The sequence below is a fragment of the Ruegeria sp. BC3 genome, from assembly GCF_056539265.1.
In genome coordinates this window covers 560,535-578,598 of sequence record NZ_JBQFUP010000002.1, presented here as the reverse complement: position 1 = coordinate 578,598, position 18,064 = coordinate 560,535, and the positions used below count along the sequence as shown (strand labels likewise).

Below are 18,064 nucleotides of genomic sequence, written 5' to 3'. Positions count from 1 at the left end.
TCAGGCTGCGGACCGCTTGGACCAACCGTCCAGAAGCTTGTCGAAGATGGCATTGGCGTAGAGGCCGTTTGTGAGGTGGACGCGAAGACCTGCGGCGGCCGGGTGCGAGGCCCAGAGTGGAAAGGTCGATTGAGCCACGGCAACACAGCCAAAGCTGATCAGCGCGAGGACGATCAGGGCCCATTCCAGGGGTCCGGGGCTTGGCGTTGCAGGAAGTGTGCCAGCGGTCAGATGCTGAGCGATCACTTGCAGGGCGAAATAGCTGACTGAGGTTACCAGCGCATAGATCACAGTACGCTGCATCAACTCACGCGGGGCTGAGTCCGCGAAACCTTGGGCCAGCAGGTAGGCCACGCCGAAAATCAGGATGACACCGAGGGCAATCGCCTGAACCGATTTGCCGTCGAACCCGACCAAGGTGCCGACGATGCCATAAATCACGATCGAAGTGACAAAGGCCTGCAGAACGTTCCGCGCACTGGGTACGGCGATCGGACCCGGCCGGCGGATCGCAGCGACATTGCGAACAGCCTCACCAGCGCTGAGGAAGGCATGCGCCTTGTACAGGGAGTGGGCCACGATGTGCAGCAGCGCGAGCGGGAACAGAGCCAGGCCGCATTGCATAACCATGAAACCCATCTGCGCGATGGTCGACCAGGCCAGAGATGTCTTCACCGCAGGCTGGGTCAGCATGACGAGCCCCCCAAACAGAGCGGTAAAACCACCCAACATTACCAGCAGCGCCATGACACCCGGGGCCAGCAGCATCACATCCGCGAACCGGATCAACAGGAAACCACCCGCATTGATTACACCCGCATGCAGCAGGGCCGATACTGGGGTAGGGGCCTCCATCACTTCGGTCAGCCATCCGTGCAGTGGGAACTGCGCTGATGCAAGCACCGCCGCGATGGCGATCAGCAGGGCCGCACCCATGGTCAGCCAGTTAGGTTCGGCCGTTGTCAGGATGGTTGTGATGTCGGTCGTTCCGGATGCGGCAATCAACAGGACGATGGCCACAGCCAGGGCACCCTCGCTCATCCGGGCGACAAGGGCTTTCTTACGCGCTGCCCGCCGGGCTGTTGCGCGTTCGGGATAGAACAGCAGCAGCCTGTTCAGCGACAGGCTCGTCAGAGTCCATGCGAGGAACAGCTGTGCAAGGTTGCCGGACATCACCAGCAGCAAGACTGCAGCAAGGGTCGCGGACATCCAGCCGGTAAAAGCACCCTGGCGGTCTTCTCCATCCATGTAGGTCTTGGAATAGCGCAGTACGACCCAGCCAATGAAGCTGACCAGAACCAGCATGATCGCGCTGACCGCATCCAGACGTACGGACAGGCCCACTCCGAATACCCCGATCAGCGCCGAGGTCCCCGATCCGTTAACGGCAACCAGTGCAGCCGCCAGAGCTGAGACTGCAAAAGCCGCAAACGCGGCTGCCTCGGTGATAGCCGGGATGTTGCCGGGGTATTTTCCTGGTTTCCGCGTCGCCAGATACGCCGCAGCGATCAGGATCAACGGACCCATCAGCGGTAGAAAGAGATAAGCCATGTTTGGGTTCCTTGCGTTTCTTGGGCCAAAGCCTTTGGACGCAGATAGGACAGAAAGTCTGCTAATAAAAATTCATTGTTTGCGACTTATTGTTCTATTAAAAAGAACGAATGCCGCTCAATTATCATCATCTGAGGTACTTTTGGGCCGTCGCGCATGACGGCAACCTGACGCGCACTGCGCAGCGGTTGAACCTGTCTCAGTCCGCGCTGTCGGTTCAGATCAAACAGCTGGAGGAACGGCTAGGTCACCCGTTGTTTGAACGACGCGGTCGCCAGTTGCACCTGACCGAAGCAGGGCGCATCGCGCTAGACCATGCGGACGCGATATTCTCGACTGGTCAAGAACTTGTGGCAACGCTGACGGGCACTGTGCAAACCCGCAAAGCGTTGCGTGTCGGTGCGCTGGCAACCCTGTCACGCAACTTTCAGATTGGTTTCCTCAGGCCGATTTTGTCCCGTTTGGACGTCGAAGTGATCCTGCGGTCCGGCAGTCCGGCCGAGTTGCTGGAAGGCTTGGAGGCTTTGAACCTGGACCTGGTTCTGATGAACCGCCCTCCCCCGGATGACAGCCTGACACCGTATGAGACACACCATATTGGCGAACAGGATGTCAGCATTGTCGGAACGCCAAAACGGCTGGAAACTGACCTGCCGATCCAAGAGTTGCTTGCCGAGCAACCGTTCATCCTGCCGACAACCGACAGCAGTGTGCGCACCGCCTTCGACGCCATGGCCAGCCGCTATTCCGTGCGTCCTCAAATAGCTGCCGAAGTGGACGATATGGCCATGATGCGCCTTTTGGCGCGCGAGGATATCGGTCTGGCGTTGGTAGCGCCGATCGTTGTGACGGACGAGTTGAACTCCGGTCGGTTGAAAGAGGCCAAGGAACATCCGCGCATCAAGGAAAGTTTCTACGCCATCACTCTGCGTCGCCGTTTTCCCAACCCGCTGGTTCAGGAGATCATTGAACAAAACGCTGGATCGGATTTTTTGTCGTGAAAACGGCTGTGCGAATGGCTTGGTTTTGGATCGGCCGGACCTACCCTTCACGGGATGGACAATAACCCGTTAAAACGCCCCACATTGATCGTTGTACTGGGCGATCAGCTTTCGATGAATTCTGCCGCACTGCGCGCTGGTTCAGCAGATCGCGACACGGTCCTGATGGCCGAAGTGATGGATGAGGCGCAATATGTGCGGCATCACAAGAAAAAGCTTGCGTTTGTTTTGTCGGCCATGCGCCATTTCGCGGCCGAGCTTGAAGCTGCGGGGTGGCCGGTAAGGTATGTGCGGCTGGACGATCCAGACAATACACACAGCCTGACGGGTGAAATCGCGCGCGCGCAAAGCGACCTGAACATTTCACGTGCGGTTGTGACTGAACCCGGAGAGTACCGATTGGCACAGGCCTTTGCAGGCTCTGAGGGTTTGAGCGTGCTGCCAGATGACCGTTTTGTGGCCAGCCATCAGGAGTTTCGGGATTGGGCCGAGGGGCGAAAGCAGTTGCGGATGGAATATTTTTACCGCGAGATGCGCCGCAAGACCGGGCTTTTGATGTCTGGGGACGCGCCGGAAGGTGGACGATGGAATTTTGACTCCGAAAACCGTAAACCTGCCAAATCCGATCTCTTTATGCCTCGACCTCTGTATGCGGACCCGGACGAGATAACCCAAGAGGTTCTGAGCCTTGTCGAAGCGAAATTTGCGGATCACTTCGGAACCCTGACCCCATTCTGGTTCGCCGTCACGCGACGGGGCGCATTGGCCGCGCTGGACCATTTTGTCGATGTCGCGTTGCCCCAGTTCGGCGACTACCAGGACGCGATGCTGAGTGACGAGCCGTTTCTGTACCACTCGGTTCTGGCTCAATACCTGAATGCAGGCCTGTTATCACCGCTTGAGATCTGTCGGTGCGTCGAACGGGCCTACTATGAAGGACATGCACCACTGAACGCGGCAGAGGGGTATATTCGTCAAATCATTGGCTGGCGCGAATTTGTGCGCGGTATCTATTGGTTGCGAATGCCGGGGTATATTCAGGAAAACTACCTTGAAGCAAAACGCCCGCTACCTGCCTTCTATTGGACCGCAGATACGGACATGGCCTGCATGTCTGCAGCCATTGCCCAGACACGCGACGAGGCTTACGCGCATCATATCCAACGGTTGATGGTGACCGGCAACTTTGCCTTGTTGGCCGGCATTGACCCTGTCGAGGTGCACGAGTGGTACCTGGCGGTCTATGCAGACGCCTATGAATGGGTCGAAGCGCCAAATGTGATCGGAATGAGCCAGTTCGCTGATGGTGGGTTGTTGGGGTCCAAGCCCTATGCAGCCAGTGGGAATTACATAAACAAGATGTCCGATCATTGTGCTGCCTGCCGGTACGACGTGAAACAAAAGACGGGCGAGGGCGCATGTCCCTTCAACCCTCTGTACTGGGATTTTTTGGTGCGGAACGCGGACAAGTTGCGCGGTAACCCGCGTCTTGGACACGCCTACCGGACCTGGGATCGCATGAACGAGGCCAAGCAGCAGGAGTATCTGGACAGTGCCCAAAAGGTGCTGGCGCGGATTTAATTTGAAAGGCCAAGGTTCCTCAGCAGGTTTGGGATTTGTTTTTTCAGCCCAAAGAAACCGCGTTTGGCATGAGGCCAAACCAGACTGTCATAGGCCCGTCTGACGCGAACCAGCTCGATACCCTCGGACATCAGAACTGGTTCGGCAGCGTCCAACTGCGATCGGGCCGGTCCAATCGGTGTGTAGGCCGTGACGATCCTTCGGATGCCGGATCGCGCAGCGGCCTCGACCAGCGGCTGGGTCCAGTTTTCGCTGGTGATTGGCGTTTGTCCCCAGTCTGCCAAAGCCTTTTCCAAGCCGGCGGCAACGAAGTCATTCGCCAGAACACTACCGTCGGGCGTTAGCAGACCAAGAACCCCATCTGGGTCAGGGGGCATCAACGCTGCGCCGCACAGGTCTTCGGCATTGAGCAACAGCATACACGGCCCCTCGGGCGGGGCGAATGATGGGGGAATCGGTCTCAGCGGGTGATCCTCAGGTTCGGTCAATGGCTCCGCCATAGTGGCCAAGCCTGTGGGATCAAAGCGACCATTTGTGTATCTCGCGATATTGTCGGGCCGGGCCAGGTAGGTCTTGCCCTTGGTATGCAGCCCGGCGACCCAACGCCAACTGAGTGTGTTCGAGGCCGGATCTCCATCTAGCAGATGATGCAAAAAGAATTCTGCACCCAACTGCCAAGGCAGGCGCAGAGTAAAGATCCAGATCGAGGCAAACCACATCCGGGCGTGATTGTGCAGATACCCGGTTTCCCGCAACTCATGGGTCCACGCGTCAAAGCAATCAATCCCGGTTCGACCTGCTATCGCGTCTTGGTAATCTGCGCCAATGGTGGCGCGTGCACTATCCAACCCGTTTAGGTAGGCGGCCCATACGCTGGGACGCTGCTCCAACCAGCCTTTGAAGTAGCTGCGCCAAAAGACCTCTTGCACGAATTTCTCGCAGACCGCGGGACTATGCCGGGCTAAGGCCGCTGTCAGCACCTCTTGTTCCGTTACAAGGCGGTGCCTGATCCACGGGGACAAAGCCGAGATGTTGCTGCGGTTTCCGGGCCCATAATCATAGTTGCGCGTTGCCGCGTACGCGCGACCCGCTTGCGGCGCAAACTGGCTGAGACGCGCCAGACCCGCGGCCCTGGTGGGAGCCCACTCCACGGGCTGCGGTACCGGTTCAAGGCCGGGCAGAGAAGGGGTATTCATGACGCGCGCCTGCACCGGTCCGAGCAATAGCGGACCTCATCCCAGACCTTTTCCCATTTTTGCGCCAACTGAATGGGCGTCCGCATGTCGCGCAGATCTTGGTGGGCAGGTCGGATTTCTTCCTCATACGCAGTTTTCAGCCCTCCAACGGCAGTGAGAGTTGTGCCGATTGCATGGCTCTGTTCGGTTTGCGTGGCCGGCGTTTGCGGCTGCCATGTTTCGACTGGATTTGCGCCGCCTCGGACCGGAACTCAGGACTGCGACGGACGGCCCAAATTTGGGCGCGCGCATGTTTTGCGGCCTCAAGGTGGTCAAACACGCGCTCGGGATAGCGTTTGCCGATCACATCGCTGGCATTGGGCGCAGTCCATGGTTCTTGCAGGAAAGGGTCAGCAATGTCCGAAAGCTCGGGCACCCAACGGCGTGTAAACGCTCCAGTTGGGTCCTGATCCTTGCCTTGCTTAACAGGGTTGTAGATACGAACCGCGTTGATCCCCGTGGTGCCCGACTGCATTTGCACTTGGCTCCAGTGGATGCCGGGCTCGTAGTCGGTGAACAGGCGCGCCAGCACCAGACCGGGCGTGCGCCAGTCCAGCCAAAGGTGATAGCTGGCCGTGGCCATCACCATCGCCCGCATCCTGAAATTCAGCCAGCCTGTGGCATGAAGCGACCGCATGCAGGCATCCAGAAACGGATAGCCAGTTTGCCCGCTGGCCCATGCGGCCAGACGCGTGCTGTCCGGTTGCTTCGGGCGCAGCCCGTCATACAGCCGGTGCATGTTTTCAAATTCGATCCGAGGGTCATCCTCGAGCTTTTGGATGAAGTGGCAATGCCAGTGCAGCCGACCGGTGAAGGACCGGAGAGACTTGCGCCAGTTGCTTTGTTTCGCGCTCAGATTTTGTCGGCGAAACTCGGTTGCTTGTGAGACCTCGCGCATCGAAAGCGCGCCCCATGCCAGATAGGGTGACACGCGCGAGCACGCAGTTGCGCCCTCTAACGGGGACGACATTGCCTGCCGATAATGTTCACCACGTTGGTTCAGAAACGTCTCTAACAAACTTATCCCAGCAGCGCGCCCACCAGTTTGGCGATCTGTACACAGGTCGTTCTCTAAACCCAGTTTGGCGACGGAAGGCAGCCGCCCCAGCCCCACGTCCAGGGCATCAATCGTGGGTGCGAGTGCAGCAGGTTGCGCCATTAACGTGTCCCAGCGCTGCGCCCATCCGTTTCGCGAGGACATGCGCCGAATAACCCCGTGGTTTTGCAGCTCGTGCCATGGGACGCCATTGGTCTGGCACCACGCTGCGACACGCCGATCGCGCTGGAAGGTCCAGCCATTACCCGTCTCTTCATGGGACCAAAGCGCCGCAAGGTGGCCGGCCCGACGCAACTCGGCCAGGATTTCGACAACTTCACCCAGGCGAATGACCAAGGGCTGGCCAAGACGGGCGAGGTCCTGACGCAGTTCGATCAGGGTTTCAGACACAAACTGCCAGTGCCGGGCAGACATATCTGGTTGCTGCCAGAGCTCTGGTTCAACCACATACAAAGGTAACACAGGCCCTTGCTGCGCAGCGAGCGCCAAGGCCGCGTTGTCTTGCGTGCGGAGATCTCTTTTGAACCAGACGACCTGCATAGCCTACGATCTAGGAAGTTTCCGTTGTCCGGATGAACCTAGGTCTGACCGCGAATACCGCCAGTAGACATTGTACCAAACGTCGCCGACGAGCCCAGATCAGAGCGGGTTTTGGGCGCCCACATAGTAAGTCAGTCTACCCGCGTCATCGAACAGGGGGCGAATGCGTAAGCGGTTCAAGAATGGGTCCCCGGACTTTCGATAGTTCAGGATGTCGATCGAAAAAACGGTCTTTGCCGCTAGCGCGGCGCGGATGGCCTGAATTGCTTGTGGGTCGGTATCAGGACCTTGTAGAAAACGGCAGTTTTGACCCAAGGACTCTTCGGGCGAATATCCGGTGTGTGTTTCGAATTCTTCGCTGACATAAATCATAGGGTTGTCGTTGCGCGCTGGGTTGGTGATGACAACGCTCATCCTGCGTTCATCCTCTTGCAGCATCGCGACCAGTTCTGCCTCGGTCGGCACGGATATTGACATGGGTGTCCTCTCACATGCGGCTCTGAAACAATGAGTTAAGTATAGTGCGGATATTCGTGATTTCCGGTGGCTTGGTGCAGCGTTGTTGCGCCGGATGCTCGCCACAGGCGGATCAAAAGCTATGTTTTATGCGTAGGCAAAGACTATTGCGGTGGCGAATATGCTTGAGGACAAAAGAAAAGATCTGGTCTCGGAAAAACAAAAGCAGTTGCTGGAGCGGCTGGTTATCGAACTGAGCCGAACCCGCGGCGACCTGTATTACCAATCTACCAGTGAGGTTGCAGCGCAGCTGGAGCGCCATATTCAAAGTGGTGCGAACCTTTTGGACGTCGAAAAGGATCTGATTGGCGGCCTAAGTCGACGGGACATTGAGATCATCCTGAGTCTTGGTAAGTAATCGGGCCTTTGGATTCGAAGCAGGCGTTCAGGCATCGATTGTAGATGCGAGGGTGAAATAAACTGTAAGTTAACAATTGTTCTCAAAACGGAAACAAAAGGGCCTGATTGGTGCTGCGAGTATCGGCGAGCCCAATGTTTGGGCGTTGTGAAAACTCCAAGTTTTTCAAATAGGTGACTGGCTAATCTTCTGCCGTCCAATACCGAGATACGGCCTTGGGGTGTTCTACCTCAGCCAAGAGTCGACAGGTACCTTGGCTTCGCATACGATTAGGACAGTCCTTTATTGTTTTTGCCGACGTATTTCGCCTGGGGGGGTGTGCAGCAAATTTCGTAGGGCACTTGGTCTGGCTGCATTGAATTTAGAGCCATGTGCTGCAATCGCCCCTTTGGACGGTGTGAGGGGTTGTTATGTTAAGTGGTTCTGCCGTCCGTGCACTTGGTTCATTAAAATTCGATCCTCAGCTGGACCTGTATCAAAGCTTTCTGCGCGTTTGTCAGATTGTGCCCCAGTCGGTCGCCCTTATGGGCGATGGTCGGCAATACACTTATGCTGAGATGACGCGCGCCGCAGACAGGATTGCCGCGCACCTGATCAATCGGGGCGTCGTGCCCGGCGACAATGTGGTCATGATCACTGACCGGACACCCGAAGCGATTCTGACTATGTGCGGAATCATGCGCGCGGGGTGCACCTATGTACCTCTGGACCCGGCCTACGACTCCAAACAGTTGGGGTATGTTGTCGGCGACTCAAAGCCGAGGGTCATCCTGTGGGAAGATCCGTATGAGGCGCTTGCGACCGGCCTTGCTGACGATACCATCCCACAGCTGAAGATCTCTGAGGTGCTGGAAACCGATATCGCGATTCCGCAGGAATTTCCCAAACGAACCGGCGAAGATGCCTGCTATATCATGTACACATCGGGGTCGACCGGGCAGCCCAAAGGCGTTGTTCTGCCCCATAGGGCCATATCGCGACTGGGGTACGACCAGCCGACCGGGCAGATGAGACCGGGCGACATCTCATTGGCGAACTCGACCATCGCCTGCGATGTTTCCACTTGGGAAATCTGGGTGCCACTGCTGAATGGCGGGTCCGTGGCAGTTGTGACCGAGCCGAAGCCTGCGCTGGACGCCTTGGCCGAAACGATAACGCGGTACAATGTCAATGTGGCCTATTTCTATACCGGTTTGTCGCATCTGATGATCGAACACCACCTTGGGGCGCTCAAGGGATTGCGAGAATTCGGTGCCGGTGGCGATGTTCTGTCGCCATCTCATGTACGCCAATTAATGGAAGCCTATCCTGATATTCAGGTCGTCAACGGCTACGGGCCCACCGAGAACTCGGTCTTCACAACGATGCATCTTGTTACGGCGGACGATCTGAAAGGAGGGTCAATTCCAATCGGCCTGCCAACGGGGCATTGCGAGTGCTTTGTTGTCGATGAAGACTACAATGAGCTTCCGATTGGAACGGTCGGGCAACTGGTTGCGGCAGGGCCGGGGGTCGCCTCGGAGTATCTCAATAAACCTGATCGCACGGCTGAATCCTTTATCCCGGACCCACGACAAGGTCGCAGCGGTCAGGTTTACCTCACGGGTGATCTGGCTCGCTGTCGCGAGGACGGCGTTTACGAATTTCTTGGGCGGGTCGACCGGCAGGTCAAGATCGGTGGCCGCCGGATAGAACTGGATGAAATCGAACATCATCTGCGCGAAACCCCGATGCTGGTCGACGCGGCGGTTGCCCTGGTTGTCGCCAAAACGGGGGAAAAACGGATCGCTGCGTTCCTGAAACCCTCTGGTGAAATGCCCGCGGATCACCGGGCCTTTATCCGTGATGTTATGGCCGAACTGGGCAAGGTGCTACCGGACGGATGTCTGCCTCGTGTGAACCGCGTGTTGGCCGATTTCCCCTTGACCGTGAACAGCAAGATTGACCGAAAGGCGCTGGTACGCAGCGTTGAGGCACCTGAAAGCGACAGCCCGCCCGACACTGTCGTGGCCTTCCGCTCAAAGCGTAAGAAACGCAGTGCTGCCGAGGTTTTTGAAGTCCTGGCCAAAGTCTATGATGAGCATCTGGGTTGTGGACCGCTGGACAAAACCGCAACCTTCTTCGAAGCGGGCGGTACATCGTTGCAACTTATCAGCGCACATGCCGAGGCGATGAAACGGCTGGGACTGATCTTTGACATCAGCCTTGTGTTCGAAACACCGCGACTGGGACCATTGTCGCAGGCCATTGCCGAGTTGGCAGTCGACGCACCGGCGGAAACCTCTTCGGAAGAGCGCAGACCGGCGGCAGTTGAGGAAACCGCAACCCGGCCTGATCTGCCCGAGGATGCAATCGCTATCGTAGGCATGGCCGCCAAGCTTCCGGGTGCGGATACGTTGGAAACGTTCTGGCAGCACATCCAGAACGGCGACAACCTGATCCGGCCCTTCAAGGCAGACGAGCTTGAAGACGGGTTTTCTGAGGCGGAGCGATCCAAGGGCAGCTATGTCCCGGTGCGCCCCGGCCTGCCGGATGGGGGCATGTTCGATGCCAAGTTCTTTGGCATGCACGCACGCGAGGCCGCCGTGACCGATCCTCAGGCACGCGTATTCATGGAGATTTGTTATCACGCGCTGGAAGACAGCGGGCATGATCCGTGGCGCATGGGCGGAAGTGTCGGGGTCTATGCCGGGTGTTCGATGAACACCTACCTGATCCACAATGTTCTGGGAGATCGCAAAACCGCGGACGCGTTTACCTCTAACTACCAGACCGGGAAATTCTCTGAAATGACCGGCAATCTGAGCGATTGTCTGGCCACCCGTGTGTCCTACAAGCTGGACCTCAAAGGTCCTGCAATGACGGTTTTGACGGCCTGTTCCAGTTCGCTGACCGCGATATCGCAGGCGATAACGGCGCTGCGGTCTGGTCAATGCGACATGGCCCTTGCCGGAGGGGTGTCGATCACTTTCCCCCAGAACCGTGGCTACATCACGCAAGAGGGCGGGCTTGCCTCGGATGACGGCACGTGCCGCCCGTTTGACGCGCAGGCCAGCGGAACGGTCTTTGGGCATGGCGCAGGCGTTGTCGCCTTGCGGCGGTTGAAGGATGCCGTTGCGGACGGCGATCACATCCACGCGGTGATCCGTGGGTGCGGCATCAACAACGACGGGTCTGAAAAGATTTCGTACACAGCGCCCACGGTTGTTGGTCAGGCGGATGCCATCCGCCGCGCGCATCAGGACGCGGGGATCTCCGCGGATACCGTTTCTTATGTGGAGTGCCACGGAACGGCGACTCCGCTGGGTGATCCGATCGAGATCAAGGGATTGCGGCAGGCCTTTGCGGATGCCTCGCCTGAAGGTGGCTGTGCGCTTGGATCGGTCAAGGGTAATATCGGCCATCTAGACGCGGCGGCCGGGGTTGTTGGCGTGATCAAAACCGCACTGATGCTGACCCACAGATCAATCCCGCCCGTTGCCAACTTTAACAGCTTGAATCCACGAATTGACCTGAATGGTTCGGGGTTCAGGGTTCCAAACACCGATTCAGACTGGGTGTCCGACGGTCCGTTGCGGGCAGGTGTCAGTTCGTTCGGGGTTGGTGGGACCAATGTGCATCTGGTGATGGAAGAGGCGCCGGAAGTGCCGCATGCCGCCCCGTCCAAATCGGTTCAGGCTATTGTTCTGTCCGCCAAGACGCCCGAAGCGTTGGCCGAGATGCAGGACCATTTGGCAGATGCGTTGGAGCAGCCCAATGCGCATGCACTGGCAGATATAGCTTATACATTGCAGGACGGTCGGGCTGAGTTCGATTTTCGCCAGGCCGTGGCCGGAACGGACAAGGCCGAGGTCGCCAAAACCTTGCGCGCGGCACCGGCAGTTCGCAAACCCGCGATGCAGGGTGATCCGTCGGTGGCGTTCATGTTCCCGGGGCAGGGGTCTCAGTATCCCGGTATGGGCAGCGGCCTTTATCGTTCAGAACCCGAGTTTGCCCGCTGGATTGATCAGGGCGCCGAGATTCTGCGCCCCGTGCTTCGGTTGGACGTCAAGACCATGCTTTGTTTTGGCGATCCCAGCGATCAGGATCTGGCCCGCGCTTTGCGGGAAACCCGGTTGACGCAGCCCGCGCTTTTCCTGACCCAATATGCCTGTGCGCGCCTTTGGATGGCTCGCGGAGTGAACCCGGCAGCGATGATCGGGCATTCGGTGGGTGAGTTCACGGCGGCCGCCCTCGGCGGGGTTATGGATTTTGAAACCGGCCTGTCGATCATCGCAAAACGCGGACAATTGATGCAGGATCAGCCCGAGGGCGCAATGCTGTCTGTGCGCGCGCCGATTGAGGTGCTTGAAGGCCATCTGGATGGCAGTATGGACATCGCCGCGCGAAATGCGCCGCGTCTGAATGTACTTGCCGGTGACTTTGACGCCATCACCGCGATGGAAGAGCGGCTGAAGGCTGCTGATATTCCGGTTACGCGATTGCACACGTCTCATGCTTTCCATTCGCGCATGATGGACCCTGTGTGCAATGCGCTAGAGGCTGCGATAGCAAAAACGCCGCTGAAGCCCACGCAAATTCCTTATGTCAGCTGTGTGACCGGCGATTGGATAACCGAGGATGAGTGTACTGATCCGACCTATTGGGCCAAACAGGCGCGCGCCGCTGTAAACTTTGGTGAAGCAGTTTCCAAACTTGTAACAGATGATCCCATCGCCTTGCTCGAGGTCGGCGCTGGTAACACGCTTTCGGCTTTCAGCGCACAGACACTGCCCCGTGACGCTTCGGTTGCGGTTGTGCAATCCCTGCCGGATCACACACGCCTCGAGACGGATGAAGTTGCGATGGCCACTGCGATGGGGCGTTTGTGGAGCAGCGGCGTAACCGTCGATTGGGCCAAACTGGGCCCGCGCGGCAGCAGGCGCGTGCCACTGCCGATCTATCCTTTCCAACGCAAATTGCATTGGGTGGATGCGCCAGAGCGCTCTGACGAAAGCGCACAACCCGCCACGGCGGCTCAGCCCCTGTTTTCCGCAAATCCTGTTTCCAGTGCCAGTGAGATATCATCAATGCCCGCCCCAGTTCCTACTGAACCGATTGAACGTAAGCCACGTCTGACCGCTGAGGTTTTGGCCGTCCTAAGTGATGTTTCTGGCGAAGATTTGGGGCCCGACGATGCCGATGCGACGTTCCTGGAACTCGGATTTGATTCACTCTTTCTGGGCCAAGTCACTCAGCGACTAAACGCTGACTATGGGGTCGATCTGACGTTCCGCCAATTGCTGTCCAACCATCCGTCGACGACGGCTTTGGTCGCGTATCTGGATGAAGCCTTGCCGCCTGAACCGATGGTTGCAGCGGAACCTGCGCCACAGATCGCTCCGGCTGAGGCTACTTCGCAGGCACTGCCAATTGCGACGGCAAGTTTACCGACAACTGCCGATGGTTCGGTCGCTTCAGTCTTGCAGGCGCAGGTGTCAGCGATGCAAACGCTTTTTGATAAACAGCTTCAGGTTCTGTCCGGTGTGCAGCCCGCAGTTTCGAATGCGCCAATGGTTGACCCTGTGCCCACGCCTCAAGCCCCGGCTGAGGAGTCAACAGAACCGAAGGTGAAAACCGGTTTTTCCATTGGCCGGGCGACCAATGCGTCCGGTGGAGATTTGTTGCCAGAGCAGTTGGCGTTCGCACAGGATCTGTCGGCCCGTTACAGCGCACGGCATGCCAAATCCAAGGACTACGTCCAAACCTACCGGCACGTCATGGCAGATCCCCGCACCGCAGCCGGGTTCCGGGCCGAGTGGAAAGAGCTGGTTTTCCCAGTTGTTTGTGATCGTTCGAAAGGCGCCCGCCTGTGGGATATTGACGGGAATGAGTTCATCGACCTGGTCAATGGGTACGGGCAAACGGCCTTTGGGCACTCGCCAGATTTCATCGTTGAGGCGGTCAGCAAACAGATGGAGCGCGGATTTGCCATCGGTCCGCAAAGTGATCTGGCCGGTCCGGTTGCTGAACGGTTTGCTCGGCTTGTGGGTCACGACAGGGCAACCTTCTGCAACACCGGGTCCGAGGCGGTAATGGCCGCCATGCGTCTGGCACGTGCGGTCACTGGTCGGGAACGTATTGTCGTGTTTGGAAACGACTATCACGGCCAGTTCGACGAAGTTCTGGTCAAAGGCAAAACCAGGGGCGGCAATAATCCGGCGGCCTTGCCGATTGCGCCGGGAATTCCGCGATCGAGCCTGTCCAACATGGTCGTACTGCCCTACGGCGCGGACGAAAGTGCCGCGTGGGTTAGGGAAAACATCGACGACATCGCCGCTGTCATCGTCGAACCTGTGCAAAGCCGCCACCCGAACCTGCGGCCACAGGAGTTTGTGCGGGAACTGCGTGAGATCACACGCGCGGGCAATGTCGCTCTTGTGTTTGACGAGGTCGTTACCGGCTTCCGTGTAGGCCCGCGCGGGATGCAGGGCGTTTGGGACATCGAAGCCGACATGGCGACATATGGCAAGGTGATCGGGGGTGGCATGCCCATTGGCATGCTGGCCGGAACGAGCCGGTTCATGGATGCGCTGGACGGAGGCATGTGGCAATACGGCGATGGTTCGGTGCCCGAAGCGTCTCCGACCTTCTTTGCGGGAACCTTTGTGCGCCACCCGCTGGTGGTGGCCGCCGTCGGGGCGACGCTGGACCATATCGAAGCGCACGGTCCCGACCTGTGGGAGGACACCGCCGAGCGGACAGCCAAAGCCGTTGACCAGATGAATGACATCCTGGAAGCCCGTGGATTGCCGCGTCTATTGGAGAGCTATTCCAGCTGGTTCGTCCCGAACCTGATGGACCACGATCCAAACGCGGCGCTTTTCTTCCCGCTGATGCGAATGGCGGGTATTCATGTGCAGATTGGGTATCCTTGCATCTTTACCACCGCCCACTCGGAACAGGATTTTGCAGCCGTTGTTGCAGCATTTGAAACCTGTATTGATACGCTCAGGTCCGTGGGCATCCTCATTGGTGACGGACAATCGGCACCGGCAAATCCGGCACCGATCCCGGACACGCCGACGCAGGCCATTCCCCTGACCGAAGCGCAGCGCGAGGTCTGGATGACCAGCCAGCTTGGCGCGCGGGCCTCATGCAGCTTCAACGAAAGCGTATCCTTGCACCTCAAAGGCCCGCTGGATACCGAGGCGCTTCAGAGTGCTTTGAACCATGTGATTGAACGGCATGATGGTTTGCGTATGGTCTTTGCCAAATCTGGCGAGACGTTTGACATCCTCGCGCCTTACGAACTGCAGCTGGGCTCTCATGACCTAAGCGCGCAGGCTGATCCTGAAGCCGCGCTGGACGAGTTGCTGCAGCGGGATGCGGCGACAGAGATTGACCTGGTTTCTGGTCCACCCCTACGCGCTTTTCTTGCCCGCATGGCCCCGGACGTTCACGTGCTGGTGATGAACGCGCATCACATCGTCTGCGATGGCTGGTCCTACAACGTTCTGGCCTCTGACCTAGCCGCGTTTTATGCGCAAGAGGTCACAGGCGCGCCATCCGATCTGCCGCCTGCGCCGTCCTTTGCAGCCTACGCGGTTGCGCAGACCAAAAAATCTGTTCCCTCCGATACCAGAGAGTATTGGCAGGCGCAGTTTGCAGAACCTGTCGAACTGCCGGAAATTCCGACTGATCGACCCCGACCCGCGATCAAAACCTTTGCCGGTGCAACCTGTACCGCCTTTGTTCCAGCTGAAGTTGCGCAGGGCGCACGCAAGGCGGGGGCTGCGCAGGGGTGCACATTGTTCTCGACTTTGTTTGCCTCGTTACAGATCGTGTTTGGACGCCTGACCGGATCGCATGATTTGGTTCTGGGTGTTCCTACGGGCGGGCAGGCATTGCTGGATGACAGCGATATGGTGGGGCACTGCGTGAATTTCCTGCCCATCCGCGCAGACCAAAACCCATCAGCATCTGCAGCCGAGTTTCTGGCCCAGGTCAGGGATCGGGTCATGAACGCGTTTGACCATCAGGACTATACCTACGGGACGCTGGTGCGTGATCTGGATATTGAACGTACATTGAACCGCCTGCCGCTGACGGAAATCCAGTTCAATCTGGAACGGCTGGGGGAAGCCATTGAGATGGGGCCGGTGACGGCGACGATGGCCCCCAATCCCAAAACGGCAGTCAATTTCGATTTGTTTTTCAATGTGATCGAACGCAGCGACGGGCTGCGTGTGGACGTGGATTACAATACCGATGTCTATGATGAAGATACCGTTCAGCGCTGGATCGGCTATTTTGAAACCGTCCTGACCGAGCTTGCCTCGGACACCACCCGGTCGGTATCAGAAATCCCAATTCAGCCCGCGGGAGAACGCGACTGGATGTTGGAGACGGTCAATCAGACTGAAGAAGAACTGCCACTATCACCAACGTTGCATGAGCTGATCTCCAAGACGATGAAAGCGCAGGGTGATGCCATCGCGGTCGAGGATAACGTGGTGCGGCTGACATATGCCGAACTGGATATGATGAGCGATGCGATTGCCGCCGATATACAAGCGCACGTGCCCGGCTCAGGTGAGCGCGTCGCGGTGGCGATGGAACGCTCGGTCCGCTGCCTGGCGTCTTTGCTCGGCGTGCTCAAAAGCGGCAACGCTTATGTCCCGATTGATCCGGCACAACCCGCATCCCGTCTGCGGATGATCCTTGAGACCGCCGACGTACCGGCCATCCTGCACGACCGGGACCAGTTGCCCGAGTTTGCGCAGGGTCTTGGCTTGACCGAGCTTCAGGTTGATCAGATCAAGATGGGTGGCATTCCGGCTCTGATCCGAGATCAGGATGACCCGAGCGCGTATGTGATCTTTACGTCCGGATCGACCGGAACGCCCAAAGGGGTTGAGATCGGTCACCGCGCTGTCATCAATTTGCTGACGTCGATGGCGCATGAGCCGGGCTTTGAACAAGGGTCCGTGATGCTGTCCGTGACCACCACGATGTTCGATATTTCGGTGTTGGAACTGTTCTTGCCGCTGTTGCAGGGCGGGCGCGTTGTCATTGCATCGCAAGAAGACGTACTGGGCGGTTTCCGGCTGGTCGAACGCCTCAAACGCGGAGATATAACGCATATCCAGGCAACGCCGACGCTGTGGACGATGCTGTTGGAGGCGGGTCTGGCACCCGGCAAGGGACTGACTCTGTTGGCAGGAGGAGAGCCGCTACCATCGGACCTGGCTGAAAGACTTTTGGCGCATGGTGCTGAACTTTGGAATGTCTACGGGCCGACCGAAACGACAATCTGGTCAGCGATTGCACAGGTTCACCCGGGCGAACCGATCACGATCGGTCATCCGATCGCAAACACCCAGTTGCATGTTCTCGGCCCCGACAACGCATTGTTGCCTATCGGAGCCGTGGGTGAATTGAACATTGGTGGCGCGGGGCTTGCCAAAGGGTACTTCCGCCGCGACGACCTGACCCAAGCGGCGTTCAGAGAGATGACACTGAACGGACGGCCCCAGCGATTGTACAAAACCGGCGATCTGGCGCGCCGTTTGGCCGACGGCACGATTCAGGTCCTGGGTCGCAATGACGGCCAGATAAAGCTGCGCGGGTTCCGCATCGAACTGGGAGAGATCGAAACCGCCATTCGGGCCGTGCCTGGTGTTCAGGCTGCGGCCGCCGCGTTGCGCCCGTCGCCGCGTGGGGACATGCAGTTGGTTGGCTATGTGGTGGCGGAACCGGGACATGATCCTAAGCCCGAGCATTTGACGACCGCACTGGCGGATCGTTTGCCAAACTACATGGTGCCCGCGGCCTGGGTGTTCCTGCGCAGTCTGCCCAAGACCGGAAACGACAAACTGGATCGTAAGGCGCTGCCCGACCCGGATGTGAAGGCAACGGTAACAGCTCTGTACACAGAACCGGCCACACCGACGGAAAAGAAAATGGCCGAGATCTGGGAAGAGGCGTTGGGAATGGAAAGTGTCTCTACCTCGCAGACGCTTTTTGCATTGGGGGCCGACTCGCTGACTGTGTTCCGGATAGCGGCTCGCATGATGGATGCGGATCTGAATATCGAGGCGCGGCATTTGCTAGAATACCCGTCGATCGCGCGTCTTGCCGCCTTCGTGGATAACCGAAGCGAGGATGATAGTGGACCGCGCAAGCCGTCGCTCAAATCTTATCGGCGTGGCGCGCGCCGGGGGATCTAATTCAATGTCGGGGT

9 protein-coding genes are annotated in these 18,064 nt (G+C 58.2%); 4 read left to right on the top strand and 5 right to left on the bottom strand.

What is annotated here, in order from left to right; all coding sequences use genetic code 11:
• Positions 1–1,551, bottom strand: coding sequence for a proton-conducting transporter transmembrane domain-containing protein (locus ACR0MV_RS07915; protein ID WP_480701680.1), 1,551 nt, complete (start codon positions 1,549–1,551; stop codon positions 1–3).
• Between the two features lie 110 nt (positions 1,552–1,661).
• Here ACR0MV_RS07915 and ACR0MV_RS07910 point away from each other — a divergent pair, with 110 nt between their 5' ends.
• Positions 1,662–2,552 carry a LysR family transcriptional regulator gene (locus tag ACR0MV_RS07910; RefSeq protein WP_170423873.1) on the top strand — a complete coding sequence of 297 codons (891 nt, stop codon included), beginning with the start codon at positions 1,662–1,664 and terminating at the stop codon, positions 2,550–2,552.
• A gap of 54 nt (positions 2,553–2,606) precedes the next feature.
• The gene (locus ACR0MV_RS07905) at positions 2,607–4,133 is read left to right on the top strand and encodes a cryptochrome/photolyase family protein (RefSeq protein ID WP_480701679.1); all 1,527 of its coding nucleotides are present in this window, start codon (positions 2,607–2,609) and stop codon (positions 4,131–4,133) included.
• Here the strand turns inward: ACR0MV_RS07905 and ACR0MV_RS07900 are convergent.
• The 4 genes from ACR0MV_RS07900 to ACR0MV_RS07885 all read right to left on the bottom strand — a co-directional run bounded on the left by ACR0MV_RS07900 (position 4,130) and on the right by ACR0MV_RS07885 (position 7,442).
• Complete coding sequence (locus ACR0MV_RS07900; RefSeq protein WP_480701678.1) at positions 4,130–5,329, bottom strand: FAD-binding domain-containing protein; 1,200 nt, start codon at positions 5,327–5,329, stop codon at positions 4,130–4,132. The two genes, ACR0MV_RS07905 and ACR0MV_RS07900, sit on opposite strands and share 4 nt — an antisense overlap.
• Positions 5,326–5,415, bottom strand: a complete 90-nt coding sequence (locus ACR0MV_RS07895; protein ID WP_480701677.1) for a DUF2256 domain-containing protein — start codon at positions 5,413–5,415, stop codon at positions 5,326–5,328. The genes ACR0MV_RS07900 and ACR0MV_RS07895 overlap by 4 nt, the downstream gene beginning before the upstream one ends.
• Positions 5,416–5,465: 50 nt before the next feature.
• Positions 5,466–6,965 carry an FAD-binding domain-containing protein gene (locus ACR0MV_RS07890; protein ID WP_480701676.1) on the bottom strand — a complete coding sequence of 500 codons (1,500 nt, stop codon included), beginning with the start codon at positions 6,963–6,965 and terminating at the stop codon, positions 5,466–5,468.
• Between the two features lie 99 nt (positions 6,966–7,064).
• The gene (locus ACR0MV_RS07885) at positions 7,065–7,442 is read right to left on the bottom strand and encodes a PAS domain-containing protein (protein ID WP_480701675.1); all 378 of its coding nucleotides are present in this window, start codon (positions 7,440–7,442) and stop codon (positions 7,065–7,067) included.
• Positions 7,443–7,602: 160 nt separating this feature from the next.
• Here ACR0MV_RS07885 and ACR0MV_RS07880 point away from each other — a divergent pair, with 160 nt between their 5' ends.
• Both ACR0MV_RS07880 and ACR0MV_RS07875 read left to right on the top strand, forming a co-directional pair.
• Positions 7,603–7,839, top strand: coding sequence for a hypothetical protein (locus tag ACR0MV_RS07880; RefSeq protein ID WP_170464915.1), 237 nt, complete (start codon positions 7,603–7,605; stop codon positions 7,837–7,839).
• Positions 7,840–8,249: 410 nt separating this feature from the next.
• Positions 8,250–18,050, top strand: a complete 9,801-nt coding sequence (locus tag ACR0MV_RS07875; protein ID WP_480701674.1) for an amino acid adenylation domain-containing protein — start codon at positions 8,250–8,252, stop codon at positions 18,048–18,050.
• Positions 18,051–18,064: the final 14 nt, after the last annotated feature.

What these genes read in the sequence shown, in the direction of transcription:
- ACR0MV_RS07910 (WP_170423873.1), top strand. Translation starts at nt 1,662, where the DNA reads ATGCCGCTCAATTATCATCATCTGAGGTACTTTTGGGCCGTCGCGCAT.
- ACR0MV_RS07915 (WP_480701680.1), bottom strand. Translation starts at nt 1,551, where the DNA reads ATGGCTTATCTCTTTCTACCGCTGATGGGTCCGTTGATCCTGATCGCT.
- ACR0MV_RS07880 (WP_170464915.1), top strand. Translation starts at nt 7,603, where the DNA reads ATGCTTGAGGACAAAAGAAAAGATCTGGTCTCGGAAAAACAAAAGCAG.
- ACR0MV_RS07885 (WP_480701675.1), bottom strand. Translation starts at nt 7,442, where the DNA reads ATGTCAATATCCGTGCCGACCGAGGCAGAACTGGTCGCGATGCTGCAA.
- ACR0MV_RS07905 (WP_480701679.1), top strand. Translation starts at nt 2,607, where the DNA reads ATGGACAATAACCCGTTAAAACGCCCCACATTGATCGTTGTACTGGGC.
- ACR0MV_RS07900 (WP_480701678.1), bottom strand. Translation starts at nt 5,329, where the DNA reads ATGAATACCCCTTCTCTGCCCGGCCTTGAACCGGTACCGCAGCCCGTG.
- ACR0MV_RS07890 (WP_480701676.1), bottom strand. Translation starts at nt 6,965, where the DNA reads ATGCAGGTCGTCTGGTTCAAAAGAGATCTCCGCACGCAAGACAACGCG.
- ACR0MV_RS07875 (WP_480701674.1), top strand. Translation starts at nt 8,250, where the DNA reads ATGTTAAGTGGTTCTGCCGTCCGTGCACTTGGTTCATTAAAATTCGAT.
- ACR0MV_RS07895 (WP_480701677.1), bottom strand. Translation starts at nt 5,415, where the DNA reads ATGCGGACGCCCATTCAGTTGGCGCAAAAATGGGAAAAGGTCTGGGAT.